At 66.4% G+C, this 11,949-nt stretch carries 10 protein-coding genes; 6 read left to right on the top strand and 4 right to left on the bottom strand.

Features of this window, described 5'->3' with window-relative positions; all coding sequences use genetic code 11:
- The first annotated feature begins 118 nt into the window (after window positions 1–118).
- Both IE158_RS05730 and IE158_RS05725 read left to right on the top strand, forming a co-directional pair.
- On the top strand, window positions 119–820 hold the full coding sequence (locus IE158_RS05730; protein ID WP_189642710.1) for a histidine phosphatase family protein: 702 nt from the start codon (window positions 119–121) through the stop codon (window positions 818–820).
- Window positions 821–947: 127 nt separating this feature from the next.
- Complete coding sequence (locus tag IE158_RS05725) at window positions 948–1,160, top strand: hypothetical protein (protein WP_189642709.1); 213 nt, start codon at window positions 948–950, stop codon at window positions 1,158–1,160.
- 97 nt (window positions 1,161–1,257) lie between these two features.
- On the opposite strand, the gene IE158_RS05720 is transcribed toward IE158_RS05725, so the two are convergent.
- Window positions 1,258–2,037: a TerC family protein gene (locus IE158_RS05720; protein ID WP_189642708.1), complete on the bottom strand. Its 780-nt coding sequence runs from the start codon at window positions 2,035–2,037 to the stop codon at window positions 1,258–1,260.
- Between the two features lie 264 nt (window positions 2,038–2,301).
- On the opposite strand from IE158_RS05720, the gene IE158_RS05715 reads away from it, so the two are divergent.
- Complete coding sequence (locus tag IE158_RS05715) at window positions 2,302–3,672, top strand: S41 family peptidase (RefSeq protein WP_189642707.1); 1,371 nt, start codon at window positions 2,302–2,304, stop codon at window positions 3,670–3,672.
- Here IE158_RS05715 and IE158_RS05710 read toward each other — a convergent pair.
- Window positions 3,657–4,970 carry an MFS transporter gene (locus IE158_RS05710; RefSeq protein ID WP_229838926.1) on the bottom strand — a complete coding sequence of 438 codons (1,314 nt, stop codon included), beginning with the start codon at window positions 4,968–4,970 and terminating at the stop codon, window positions 3,657–3,659. The two genes, IE158_RS05715 and IE158_RS05710, sit on opposite strands and share 16 nt — an antisense overlap.
- 159 nt (window positions 4,971–5,129) lie before the next feature.
- On the opposite strand from IE158_RS05710, the gene IE158_RS05705 reads away from it, so the two are divergent.
- The gene (locus IE158_RS05705; protein ID WP_189642706.1) at window positions 5,130–6,245 is read left to right on the top strand and encodes a S1C family serine protease; all 1,116 of its coding nucleotides are present in this window, start codon (window positions 5,130–5,132) and stop codon (window positions 6,243–6,245) included.
- A gap of 204 nt (window positions 6,246–6,449) precedes the next feature.
- Window positions 6,450–6,662 (top strand): hypothetical protein, encoded by a 213-nt coding sequence (locus tag IE158_RS05700; protein WP_189642705.1) that lies wholly within the window; start codon window positions 6,450–6,452, stop codon window positions 6,660–6,662.
- 61 nt (window positions 6,663–6,723) lie between these two features.
- Here the strand turns inward: IE158_RS05700 and rlmB are convergent, their stop codons facing one another.
- Window positions 6,724–7,443, bottom strand: a complete 720-nt coding sequence (rlmB, locus tag IE158_RS05695) for a 23S rRNA (guanosine(2251)-2'-O)-methyltransferase RlmB (protein ID WP_189642704.1) — start codon at window positions 7,441–7,443, stop codon at window positions 6,724–6,726.
- Window positions 7,444–7,544: 101 nt separating this feature from the next.
- Window positions 7,545–10,274, bottom strand: coding sequence for an EAL domain-containing protein (locus tag IE158_RS05690; protein WP_189642703.1), 2,730 nt, complete (start codon window positions 10,272–10,274; stop codon window positions 7,545–7,547).
- Window positions 10,275–10,656: 382 nt separating this feature from the next.
- Here IE158_RS05690 and IE158_RS05685 point away from each other — a divergent pair, with 382 nt between their 5' ends.
- Window positions 10,657–11,910 carry an aminotransferase-like domain-containing protein gene (locus IE158_RS05685; protein WP_373295828.1) on the top strand — a complete coding sequence of 418 codons (1,254 nt, stop codon included), beginning with the start codon at window positions 10,657–10,659 and terminating at the stop codon, window positions 11,908–11,910.
- The last annotated feature ends 39 nt before the right edge of the window (window positions 11,911–11,949 follow it).

Genomic DNA, 11,949 nt, shown 5'->3' with positions numbered 1-11,949 from the left:
ACCGGGGAGCGAGGTCTGTTTTTGCTGTCCCTCACGTCTGGATATGAAGTTGTCGGGTACTGAGCTCACGTTGTTTAGGAAGTATTACCTAGTAATGATGGCTGTCATACTCCCCCTCATGAACCTCCTCCTTATCCGTCACGCCCAGTCCGCCAATAACCTGCTCTACGCAGAAACCGGCGGCAGCGAAGGCCGTCACGCTGACCCACCCCTGACCGAGCTGGGCCACGCTCAGGCAGCGGCACTGGCTGATTTTGCCCGCACCGATGCCACCTGGCAGAGCGTGACGCACCTCTATTCCAGCCTGATGCGCCGCTCGGTGCAGACGGCGGCTCCGCTGGCGCAGGCGCTGGGGCTGAGTGTGCAGGGGCTGGCGTTGGCGTACGAGGCGGGCGGGCTGTTCGAGCGTGGCGAGGACCGCACGCCCTACGCAGTGCCGGGCAGGTCGCACGCCGACCTGCTGGCCGACAACCCCGCGCTGCTGTGGCCGCCGGAGCTGGAAGCGGGCGCGGCCTGGGCCGGGGGCTTTGAGGAGTACGCGGAAGATGACAGCGTGTTGGCGGCGCGGGCGGCGCGGGTGGTAGAGGCTCTGCGGGCTGGGCACGGCGAGGGCGACACGGTGGCGCTGGTCACGCATGGGCATTTCACGCAGTTTTTGCTGCGGCACTTTATCGCGCATGGCAACGCGTATTTCCGGGTGGTGAACACCGGCACCACACTGCTCACGCTGCCGGGGCCAGCCGCGCCCGCTGAGTGGGGACCGCTGGTGGGCTGGGTGAACCGCTCCGACCACCTGCGCCAGGAGCAGGTGACACAGTGAGCCTGGGCTGAGGCCCACAAGCCTAAGCAGCAGCTCAAGGCAGGGGCAGGGGACAGCGGCGCATACTTCGGGGACAGAGCCACATCATCAGCCCCGAAATTCCCTCAGACCGGCTCTAGGAGACTCCATGAAACTGAAAGCTTCTGTCCTGATGTATGCCCTGGGTTACGCCTCGGTGGCCGCCAGTGCCTACCGCTACCTCACCAATGAAGACAGTGGCGATGAGCGCGACGGCCTGTTTATCGGCCACTGGGCCCCGACCTTCTTCATCCTGGGCAAAGCCGCCGAGGACCGTGAAGTGCGCGGCCACACCACCCTCAGCCTCGACTGGGAAGCCTAAAGCTGGCCCGGTTCCCGGCACACATTACCCCACAAAAAAGCCCCCACTGTGCGCAGCGGGGGCTTTTTTGGAGAAGGGGGAGGGGAAAAGGGAAAAATCAGACCTGGGGTTCGCGGCCTGAGCCGTGCAGTTCCACCGGATAGCTTTTGCGCAGGCGCATGTTGAACAGCTCCACCGCAATCGAAAAGCCCATGGCAAAGTAGGTGTAGCCCTTGGGAATGTGGAAGCCCAGGCCGTCGGCGATCAGGTTCACGCCGATCAGCAGCAGGAAGCTCAGCGCCAGCACCTTGACCGTCGGGTGCGCCTGCACAAAGTCGCCAATCGGCTTGGCGGCCACCAGCATCAGCGCCACGGTGACGACCACTGCCGCCACCATCACGCCGATGTCCTCGGCCATGCCCACCGCCGTAATCACGCTGTCGAGGCTGAATACGATGTCCAGAATCATGATCTGAACGATGGTGGAGGTAAAGCCAATGGAGCGGGCCGACTTGACGGGTGCGCCGCTGGCGTCCGCCTCCTCGTGGGGGCCTTCAAGCTGCTCGTGCATCTCCTTGGTGGCCTTGTAGATCAGGAACAGACCGCCGCCGATCAGGATCAGGTCCTTGCCAGCAAAGTCGTGCCCGAAGGCCGTGAACAGGGTGTTGGTGAGCGTCATCACCCAGGCAATAGAGGCCAGCAGCATCAGGCGGGTCAGGCCCGCGCCCAGCAGACCGATGGTACGGGCGCGGTCTCGCTGCTCCGGCGGGAGTTTGCCGCTCAGAATCGAAATGAAGACGATGTTGTCAATGCCGAGGATCAGTTCGAGCAGCAGCAGGGTGCCGAACGCCAGCCAGGCTTCGGGGTGGCTCATCCAACCAAAAAGGGTTTCTATCAACGTGGGGCTCCTGCGGCGCGGCGTGGGCCGGGCCGTAAGTGGGTGAGAACGGCAAAAGTCGGGGCGGACAATGAATCGGACCTCGCCGGGGGCGGGCCGTACAACTCATGCTGAAGGTGGAGTTGTGCACGAATTATGCCAGTTTGATGAAGCGCCTTCATTTTTTGTCTGCCTGCTGCGCCTGTTGTGTATCTGTGTCTGCTCATGTCCCGGCTTCCGTGCGCCGCTTCATTTGGTCTCAGCATCCTGCGCCATACTGCGGTCATGAAGGGCCGCGTTCGCCACTCCTCCTTGCTGCTGCTGGCCGCCCTGTTGGCCTGGCCTGGGGCGGCCAGCGCGGCTGCAGCGATTCCGGCGCGGCCTCTGGGGGCGCTGGCTGCGCCGCCGGTCACTGCACCCGCTCTGGTGCGGCCCACCAGTTCGCCCGCCCAGCAGGCTTTTGAGCAGGTAGCTGGACGGCTGCAAGGGGACTACGCGGGGCTTTCGGGGGTCGACCGCGCCGCGCTGATTCAGGAATACCGTGCCCGCTTGGAGGCCGTCTGTCAGGGGCAGGGCCAGCGCTGCCCCGCCGAAACGGCTTATCCGGTCATTGAGGCGCAGCTGACCGCGCTGGGCGACCCGCACACTTTTTTGCAGTGGCCGGACGAGTACCAGGATTTCGTGAGCAGTGCGCTGGGGGGACAGCGGCTTCAGTTTGGCTTCAAGCTGGCCGAGCTGGACGGTGAGCGCCGCCTGATCACCGAGGTGGTGCCGGGGAGCGCCGCTGACCGGGCCGGACTGCGCCGGGGCGACGTGTTGTGGCAGCTTGCCGGCAAGCCCTACCGCTACAGCGACCTGTCCGACGCCCGCGAGAGTGCAGCACCCATCACGCTGGGTCTGGAACGCCAGGGCCAGCGCCTGAGTGTGCAGCTGACGGCGGCCCGCACAGCCGCTGCCGACCCCCCGCGCCTGAGCTGGGTGAGCGGCCAGCGTGGGGTGCAGGGGCGCACCGCCGTCATCCGCATTCCCACCTTTCTGTCGGCGGGAGAGGTGGCCGCCCGCGTGCATGAGCAGGTGGGGCAGGCCCGCAGTGGTGGAGCAGGTGGCCTGGTGGTGGACCTGCGCGGCAATACCGGCGGCAGCCTGCTGGAGTGCGACCTGGCAGCCAGCGCCTTTGTACCAGAATTCAGCCGGGTGGCCCACAGCGCGGGGCGGCAATCGGTGACGCGGGTGGCCGGGGGCCGCCGCTGGGATGACGGCGTCTTGGTGGGCCGGGTGAGTCGCCCGCAGGAGTGGAGCGGACCACTGGCCGTGTTGGTTGATGAAGCCAGTGCGTCGTGCGCCGAGTTCTTCGCTTATGAGGTGCAGCGCTCGGGGCGCGGCGTGGTGGTGGGTGCCCCGACTTCCGGAGTTGGCAACACGGCCACCCGTGTGTTCCCGCTGGTCGGTGGGGCAGGCCTCCAGATCACCACCCTGCACTACTCCAAGCCCGGCGGCCAGGCGTACCCGGTGCAGGTCAGGCCCGACCTGAGTGCCCAGAGTGGCGAGGCGTTCCTGCGGGCGCTGGCGCAGGGCCGTGACCTCACGCTGGAAGCAGGGGTGCAGTCGCTGCGCCGTCAGAGCATGGCCCGCAGCGCTGTTCAGCGGGCTGAGTGACCCGAGCCTGGGTCCTGGCCTCCCTGGTTCTGCGTCTGCTCCGGATCTTGGCCGGGGGCAGCGGCAGGCACTTCTCTCAGGGCCCAGCGCAGCGCCGCCACAGTCAGAAAGCCTGTCGCCATCAGCAGCAGCCAGGGCAGCTCCGGCCAGCCCAGCGCCGCGCCGTAGTCCACCAGGCTGCCGCCCAGCACGTTGCCCAGTGCGCCGCCCACCCCCAGGCTGATGGCGCTGAAGCCGAAGTAGCTGCCCAGCAGTTCCGGCGGAGCGAGGCGGGAGACCAGGGTTTGCTGGGTGGGAAAGACCAGCATGGTGCCCAGCGAGTAGAGGGCCGTGCAGGCCAGCAGCAGCGGAAAAGTATTTGCAAAGCCCATCAGGCCCAGCGAGAGGGCCACCAGGGTCACGGCGGCGGTCAGGATGGTGCGGGCGCGGAAGCGACCTTCGGCCCAGCGCAGCAGGGGATACTGGAGCGCCACCGCCAACCCGGCATTGAGCGCGTACAGTGGGCCAGTCGCGCCAGTGCCGGCCAGGGCCACGGCTTTGAGCGTCACAGCCACATTCAGCTGCGTACTGAGCAAAAAGTACCCGATCAGTGCCAGCGTCAGGCGCACGAAACGCCGGTCACGTACAGCGTGGCGCAGCCCATCCAGGCCCCCGCCGCCGCTCTGTGTGGGCCGCACATCCGGCAGGGTCAGGCGCAGGATCAGCCAGCACAGCACGTAGGCGCTGGCACTGATCAGCGCGGCGGTAGGGAACCCCAGGCCGATCATGGCTGCCCCCAGCAGCGGCCCCAGCACCATGCCCAGGTTGCCTGCCACACTCAGCAGGCTGAACAGCTGCGGGCGGTATTCCACCGGAGTGAGGGCGGTCAGCGCCGCACTTTTGGGCGCGTCAAACAGGGCTCCACCCACGCCAGCCACCAGACTGGACAGCAGCAGCGCCGTGAACGTATCTGAAAAGGCCATGCCCGCAAATCCTGCGGCCCGCAGCAAGCAGCCCCACAGGATCAGTTGCCGTGGGCCCACTCGGTCAGCCCAGGCCCCGCCCAATACGGTCAGGCCCTGCTGGGCCAGCTGCCGCACGCCGAGCACCACGCCCACGGCCCCGGCGGCCCAGCCCAACCCGCCCACGAAATGCACTGTGACCAGCGGAATAATCAGGAAGAACCCAGCCCACATCAAAAAGGTGACGCTGAGCAGCCCCCACTGCGCCGGACTGAGCAGGCGCACGGAGAAAGGAGTCGGGGCGGGGTCTGGGGAGTGCGGGTCAGCTGGAAGGTGAGGGTCAGAAGGGGCGGACATCAGGCAGATAGCCTACTCCTGCGCGGCTGGAGAAGATGCAGGAGTGGCCGCCGAGAAACAAGGAGCCCCGTCAGAGGGAGCAGGGCGCGGAACGCGGGCAGGTTAAGCGATTGTTCTGGGGGGGCCTTGGCGGGCGGCGGAGTCGCTACACTAGACCTTGTGAGTCCGCTGCCCTGGTTTCGCCTTCCAGCCCTGCTGCTGCTGGCGCTGCTGGCCTATGTCCTGCCCGCGCCGGGCAGTGGCATGGCCGGACTGGGTGGAGTGGGTGGACCTGGCAGTGAACCGCTCCGTGGACCGGCTCAGGCGTCGGCCCCTGCTCAGGTGCCGCTGCCGACGTTGCCACAAGAAACCCTGCGGCTGTTCGAGCGGTCACGCTCGGCGGTGGTGCGGCTGGGCAGCCTGGACCCCGGCTCTATGGCCATGGGGCTGGGCACCGGGTTTTTTATCTCGCCGGGTGGGCAGCTGCTGACGGCCTACCACGTGGTGAGCGAGGGGCGGCTCTTTCAGGTGCAGACGCTCGGCGGCCAGCGCTACCCGGCGCGGCTGGTGGCCTTTGATGCTGCGGCTGACGTGGCCCTGCTGCAAGTGGATGCCAAAGGCCCTTTTCCATATCTGAACCTCTCGCCGCGTCCGCCCCAGGTGGGCGAGAGTGTGCTGGCGATTGGCAACAGTGGCGGCGATTTTCTCCAGCCGCGTGAGGGCCGCCTGCTGCGCCTGGAAGCGGCTTCGGGCCGGGCTGATTTTCCGCAGGGGACCCTGGAAATGAACGCCCGGTTGGCCCCCGGCGACAGTGGCGGGCCTATCATCAACGGGCTGGGGCAAGTGATTGGGGTGGTCAGCTATATCCGCGTGGATGAGGCGGGCACGACCGAGACTTCTTACGCTGTACCTACCGTAGAAGGCAACGCCCTCATCACGGCCCTCAAGGATGGTCTGCAAAAGGACCGGGGCGTGGTGGGCCTGGTGTTCGACCTTTATCACGACGGCCTGACCGAGACGCCCGGCGGCGTGGTATCGCGGGTGGCGCGCGGCAGCCCAGCCGAGAAAGCGGGGCTACGGGGAGCGCAGCGCGATGACAAGACCGGGCAATTGCTGGAGTTTGGCGACATCATCATCAGCGTGCAGGGGGTGCGGACCCGCAACGCCAGCGATGTGGTGCGCGAGTTGCAGCGCTTTGGGGTAGGGGAGACCGTCACCGTGCGCTACCTGCGCGGCGGCCAGGAGCGTGAGGCGCAGCTGCGGCTGGTGCCCAAGCGCAGCATGTCGGACCTGTAGAGCCCTACAGAAACAGGGGCATAGACCCCGGGCCTGTCCCCAGAGCGACTGACTGAAGGGAGCCAAGCGAGAGGCTGTGGCAAGGCTAGAAGCACAGATGTGATGCGGTCATATGCGGCCTGGCGGCTGTTGCCTGCAGATACCTAAAGTTGCGGTGGCCGCTTGGTTCACCGCCTGGGCTAGCTGCCGGGCTAGGCTAGAACGATGTCGCGAGCATTTGTCAAGGAAGATGAGGGCAGCGCCTGGGAGCCGCCCGCCGAACAGTGCCGCTATCAGGTGATCTGGCCCGAAGGCGCTGGCCGCGAGGTGGTCTTTCAGTCCGATGATCTGCTTCAGGTGCTGCGCTGGATGTCCGATGAGCGCCGCCCCCGGCTCGAACTGCGGGACCATAGCGGCGTGCTGCTGGCCTGCGTGTAAGGGGGCTGGGTCCGGTGTGCTGCCGCCGCCTTGCCATCGGCGCGGCAGAACCCTCCACCTCTCAGCGGCGGCGTGCTGCTTCGTAGATCAGGATGCCCGCCGCCACGCTGGCGTTGAGGCTCTGCACCTGGCCGCGGACCGGAATGCTGACCAGGCCGTCACAGCGCTCGCGCACCAGTCGCCGCAGGCCGTCGCCTTCTGAACCGACCACCAGGGCCACCGGACCGCTCAGGTCGGTGCGTTCCAGGGGCTGCGCCGCTTCGCCAGCCGCGCCGTACACCCAGACATTCTGGGCCTTGATCTCCTCGATAAAGCGCGGCAGGTTCTTGACCTGCACCAGTGGCAAGTGGGCGGTGGCTCCGGCGGCGGTCTTGGCGACCACGGCGCTCAGGGGAGCGCTGCGGCGTTCTTCCACCACCACGCCGTGCGCCCCCAGCACCTCGGCTGAGCGCACGATGGCCCCGAAGTTGCGTGGGTCGGTAATGCCGTCCAGCAGCACCAGCAGCGGCGCTTCGCCGCGCTGCTCGGCCAGGTCCCAGATGGCCTGGGGCGCGCTCCAGCTCAGCTCCTCGGCTTCGGCCAGCACCCCCTGGTGGGCGGTGGTACCCGCCAGCTGATCCAGCTCGATGCGGGGAGCTTGACGCACCTGGACCCCAGCCTGCTCAGCCAGAGCGCGCAGCTGGCGGGCAAACGCTTCTTCTACGCCGTGCGCCAGCAGCACTTCCTCTACGCGCCCTTCTCTCAGGGCTTCGGTGACCGGGTTGCGTCCGTAAATCAGCATGGGCGTCAGTCTAGAGCAGTTCTCTGCTGCGCCGCTTTACAAGTCCGGCTAACACCACGTTTTGTCCTGCGGGATGCAGTGCGTGCTTCCAGGCTTCGGTTTCAGACCGAGCCAGGCTCCAGCGTAGGCGTATGAGCCGGGACGCTGCCGGGCGTGTGATCGCGCAGCCAGTCGTTCAGGGCCGTGGCTCCCAGAGGCGGCGAAATCGCGTAGCCCTGCGCCTGATGACAGCCCAGGCGCTGCAAGGTGTCCAGCTGGCCGGGGGTTTCCACACCCACCGCCGTGACCTGCAAATTCAGCCGCCCGGCCATGTCGAGGGTGGCGGCCACCAGATCGGGGCCGCGTCCGCCGCGTTCCAGACCACTGATCATTTGTGGGTGCAACTTGAGACCAGTCAGCGGGAACTCGGTCAGGGACGATAGACTCATCACGCCTTCTCCGAAATGGTCCAGCCACAGCGCCGCGCCCGCCTCGTGCAGCTGCTGCAAGACTCCGGCGTCCTGCTGGCGGAAATCTACCATGCTGGCCGCACTGATTTCGATGTTGGGCAGGGGGCTGCCCTGCTGCTCCAGCTGCTCCAGCAGCGGCCACAGCGCCCCCAGGGCCGACGGCTGCCGCAGCTCTTCCAGGCTGACGTTGATGCCCACGCGCAGGTTGGGCCACAGCTCATTCCAGGCACGCTGCTGCTGCATGGCTTCGCGCATCACCCAGTCGCTGAGCGGTTGCAGCAGGCGCAGGCGTGAAGCCAGTTCCAGCAGTTCGTGAGGCGACAGCCGCGTGCTGATTCGCTCCCAGCGCAGCAGGGCCTCGGCCCCCGCGATCTGGCCGCTGCTCAGGCTGAGGGTGGGCTGATAGTGCAGCTTCAGCTGGCCGCTGCTGACCGAATCGCGCAGCGACTGTTCCAGCCGGAACGTCTCGGCCAGCTGTACTCGCAGCTCGTCGTGGTAGGGCGTGACCTGGCCCCGGCCCTGACGCCGGGCGTACTGGGCGGCAATCTCGGCGTTGCCCAGGGCAGTGTCGGGGCTTTGGCCGCTGGTTTCAGCCAGGCCGGTAGCGAAGGACAGGCCGGTGGTGGACTTGCCCACCCGGAAGCTGGACTGCGTAACCTGCTCGGTGGTCAGCTGGGCGCGCTTCATGGTCAGTCCCGGCAGCCACAGTGCGAAGGTGCCGTCACCCAGCCGCGCTGCTTCGCCCTGGTGGGTGGCCGCCAGACTGCGGAAGCTGGCCGCCAGCTGCATCAGCAGGTGATGAATTGCGGTGGCTTCAGTGGCGCTGGTCATGGCGGCGTATTCCTCGAGCTCCACCACCACCACCGTGCCGCTCTGAGCGGTCTCCGGCTGTGCCAGGAGCCGCCGCAGGCCAGCGCGGTTGTACAGTCCGGTCAGTTGGTCGTGGTAAGCGCCATAAGTGGCCTGTGCCTGGGCCCGCTTGAGGTCGCTCAGGTCACGCAGGGTGATCATCAGCAGGTCGGTGGGGACAGCCCGCGACTCGCCAGCTTGACCTGTGGAGCTGACCGGGCCGATGTTCAGCGCCATGGGCCGGCGGCCCTGTCCCGGCGTCTCCAGAATCATCTCGGTGCTATAGGGCAGAGGGGCAGTCCAGGGGTCATGTTGAAACGGTTCGCCGCTGGGACTGAGCAGGTTGATGCCCAGCAGTTCCAGCTGTCGGCGCAGGTTTTTGCCCAGCAGCCGTGCGGCGTCGGTGCCCGAAAGCTGCGCGGCCTGGTCGTTGATCAGCCGCAGCACGCCGCTGCGGTCTACCAGCAGCGTGGCAATGTGCTGCTGATTGAGGACTTCTTGCAGCAGCGCGTGATCTTCGCTGGCCGCTGTGGCCTTGACGGCCCCGGCAGCGCGGCCTTCGCTCAGTTGGGCGACCAGCAGGTCCGGGCGCGTGGCCGAACGCCGCAGCTCCAGCGTCAGCGGCTGGCCCCGGCGTCGTTCGGGATGGGCCAGCGCCGCGCCGCCTTCGGCGGCCAACGTGATTAGCCCCTGCACGGTGCGCTTGCCAGCTTCACTGAACAGGGCCAGGTCTTGCAGGCACTCGCCCGTCAGGCCCTCCAGGCCGCTTAGCTCGCCCAGGGCCTGATTGGCCTGCTGGATTTCGCCGCCCAGGTTGATGACGGCGGCAGGCACGCCCAGGCCGTCCAGCAAGGAGCGGAGCCACTCGCCTTTTTCGCGTTCTTCGGTGATGTCCTGCAAGCTCCACAGTAGTCCCGACTGCTGCCCAGTAAAAAAAGGCTGCACTGTAGACTGCAGCCACAGCGAGCGGTCTGGGTCGCGGGGGTCCGTGGTTTCCCACTCGGGCCACTCAGGTTGGCGGCCCTGCACAGCTTCCTCGAGGTAGCGCACCTGAATCGGCAGGTCCAGCTGGCGGATATTTTGCCCCACCACAGCGGCACGTTCCAGGCCAAAGAGAGCCAGGAAACTGCGGCTGGTCTCCAGCACGCGCAGGTCTATGTCCAGCCAGGCGGTGGGCTGAGGCAGCTGGGTCAGCAGCAGCTCAAAGTCCGCGCAGGAAGCCGCCCCCTGCTGGTTGGCCAGCAAGCGGTCAAACAGTTGGGTGACTTCTGGCCCTACGCCTTCTGGCGACCACAGCAGACCCAGCAGATGCCCGTCCACGCTCACCCAGTCCAGCACGCCCTGGTCCAGCCACTCGCCGGGAGGGTCCAGCGCTTGCTGAGCCTGGGGCTCGATACTCTGAGCCGTAATGCGCAGGTAGTCGCCGCCCAGCTGGCCTAGAAAAGAGGCTTGCGGCGCGTACAGACCCAGCAGGTCCTGAATAACCTGGGGCCAGAGCGGGCCAGTCTGAAGCTTGGAAGCAGGAACAGTCATGAAATCACCGGAAGTGAGCGAGGACGAAAAGGGGCGTAGGGGATAGATGAGGGGGCGTTGGAGAGGTGCGGCGCGGCTGTATCAGAAGCGGGTGTCCCAGCTGCAGAGGGGAAAGCAGCAAGGACGCTCTGAGAAGGCAGTGGGCACTCTCCAGGCCGGGCGGTTGGGGCCAGGCATCCTGGGAAGTGCAGCACGGCTTGACGCCAACTATCACTGTGCTTAGCAGGAGTATTTACAGAAAACACATTTTGCAAGCAGATTCTGTTCACCAGAGCTTCATTATGCCGCGAATGCTCTTACCGTGTTCACACACTCGCCCGCATGGTGCTGGCCCCCTGGCCCGACCCGCTGAAGGCCGGTCTCCTGCGCTAGCATGGGCCTTATGACCACAACTCAGACGTCTGCCGTGCAGTCGCTGGAGCCTGCCGCTCTGGATTTTGCGGCCCTGCTTAGTGACCGTGCCCGCCGGATGAAGGCCAGTACCATCCGCGAACTGCTCAAGCTGACGCAGCAGCCTGACATCATCAACTTTGGTGGTGGTCTGCCCGCCCCGGAACTGTTTCCTCTAGGTGACATCCAGCGGGCGGCCAATGCCGCTCTGGAGCGCTACGGCCCGGCTGCCGTGCAGTATGGCACCACCGAGGGGCACCTGCCGCTGCGTGAGTGGATCGCCGCCCAGACGCCGGGACTGACCCCAGCGCATGTACAGATCACGACGGGCAGTCAGCAGGCGCTGGACCTGCTGGGCAAGGTGCTGATCAATGAAGGTGACCTGGTGCTGGTCGAAGCTCCGACCTATTTGGGAGCCCTGCAATCCTTTCAGCCCTACGGCCCGCAGTATCTGGAAATGCCCACCGACGAGTACGGCATTGATGTAGACGCCCTGGAAGAGTTGCTCAAAGCGCAGCGCCGCAAAGGGCAAGTGCCCAAACTGCTGTATGCCATCCCCAACTTCCAGAATCCTACCGGGCGCACCCTGAGCCTGGAGCGCCGCCGCCGACTGGTGGAGCTGAGCGGTGAGTACGGCGTCCTGGTGATTGAAGACGACCCCTACGGCAAGCTGCGCTTCGTGGGCGAGGAGCTGCCCAGCCTGTACAGCCTGAGCCTGGAGCGCTGCGGCGACCCTGACCGCAGCCATATCATCTATTGCTCCAGCTTCTCCAAAACCCTGGTGCCGGGTCTGCGCGACGCCTGGGTGCAGGCCGCCGCGCCCATCACCGACAAGCTGGTACAGGCCAAGCAGGGCGCTGACCTGCACACCCCGACCCTCACCCAGATGATCGTGGCTGAACTGGTGCAGGACGTGCTGCCCCGCCAGATTGAGCGCGTGCGCGTGGCCTACGGTGAGCGGGCTGCCCTGATGCTGGCTGGTCTGCGCGAGCACTTCCCGCAGGGGGTGCAGTTCACCGAGCCCGAAGGGGGCATGTTCCTGTGGGTCACGCTGCCCGAAGGCATGGACACCGTAGCGCTGCTGCCCCGCGCTGTGGAGAACCGGGTGGCCTATGTGCCGGGGAGCCCCTTTTATGCCCAGGGGGGCGGGGCCAATACCATGCGCCTGAGCTACAGCAACGCGGCCCCTGCCCAGATTGAGGCCGGGATTGCGGCGCTGGGAGCGACCCTGCGCTCGGCGCTCTGAGACCTCAGATGCAGCAAAGAGCGGTGGCCCCAGGCAGGG

The sequence above is a fragment of the Deinococcus piscis genome (assembly GCF_014653275.1).
Taxonomy (GTDB): domain Bacteria; phylum Deinococcota; class Deinococci; order Deinococcales; family Deinococcaceae; genus Deinococcus; species Deinococcus piscis.
Note: the sequence above shows the minus strand (reverse complement) of the source record. Positions and strands in the feature narration are given on the sequence as shown.

Bases quoted from the DNA above. Each gene is read 5' to 3' on its own strand.
- IE158_RS05730 (WP_189642710.1), top strand. From the start codon at position 119: ATGAACCTCCTCCTTATCCGTCACGCCCAGTCCGCCAATAACCTGCTC.
- IE158_RS05725 (WP_189642709.1), top strand. From the start codon at position 948: ATGAAACTGAAAGCTTCTGTCCTGATGTATGCCCTGGGTTACGCCTCG.
- IE158_RS05715 (WP_189642707.1), top strand. From the start codon at position 2,302: ATGAAGGGCCGCGTTCGCCACTCCTCCTTGCTGCTGCTGGCCGCCCTG.
- IE158_RS05710 (WP_229838926.1), bottom strand. From the start codon at position 4,970: ATGTCCGCCCCTTCTGACCCTCACCTTCCAGCTGACCCGCACTCCCCA.
- IE158_RS05700 (WP_189642705.1), top strand. From the start codon at position 6,450: ATGTCGCGAGCATTTGTCAAGGAAGATGAGGGCAGCGCCTGGGAGCCG.
- rlmB (WP_189642704.1), bottom strand. From the start codon at position 7,443: ATGCTGATTTACGGACGCAACCCGGTCACCGAAGCCCTGAGAGAAGGG.
- IE158_RS05690 (WP_189642703.1), bottom strand. From the start codon at position 10,274: ATGACTGTTCCTGCTTCCAAGCTTCAGACTGGCCCGCTCTGGCCCCAG.
- IE158_RS05685 (WP_373295828.1), top strand. From the start codon at position 10,657: ATGACCACAACTCAGACGTCTGCCGTGCAGTCGCTGGAGCCTGCCGCT.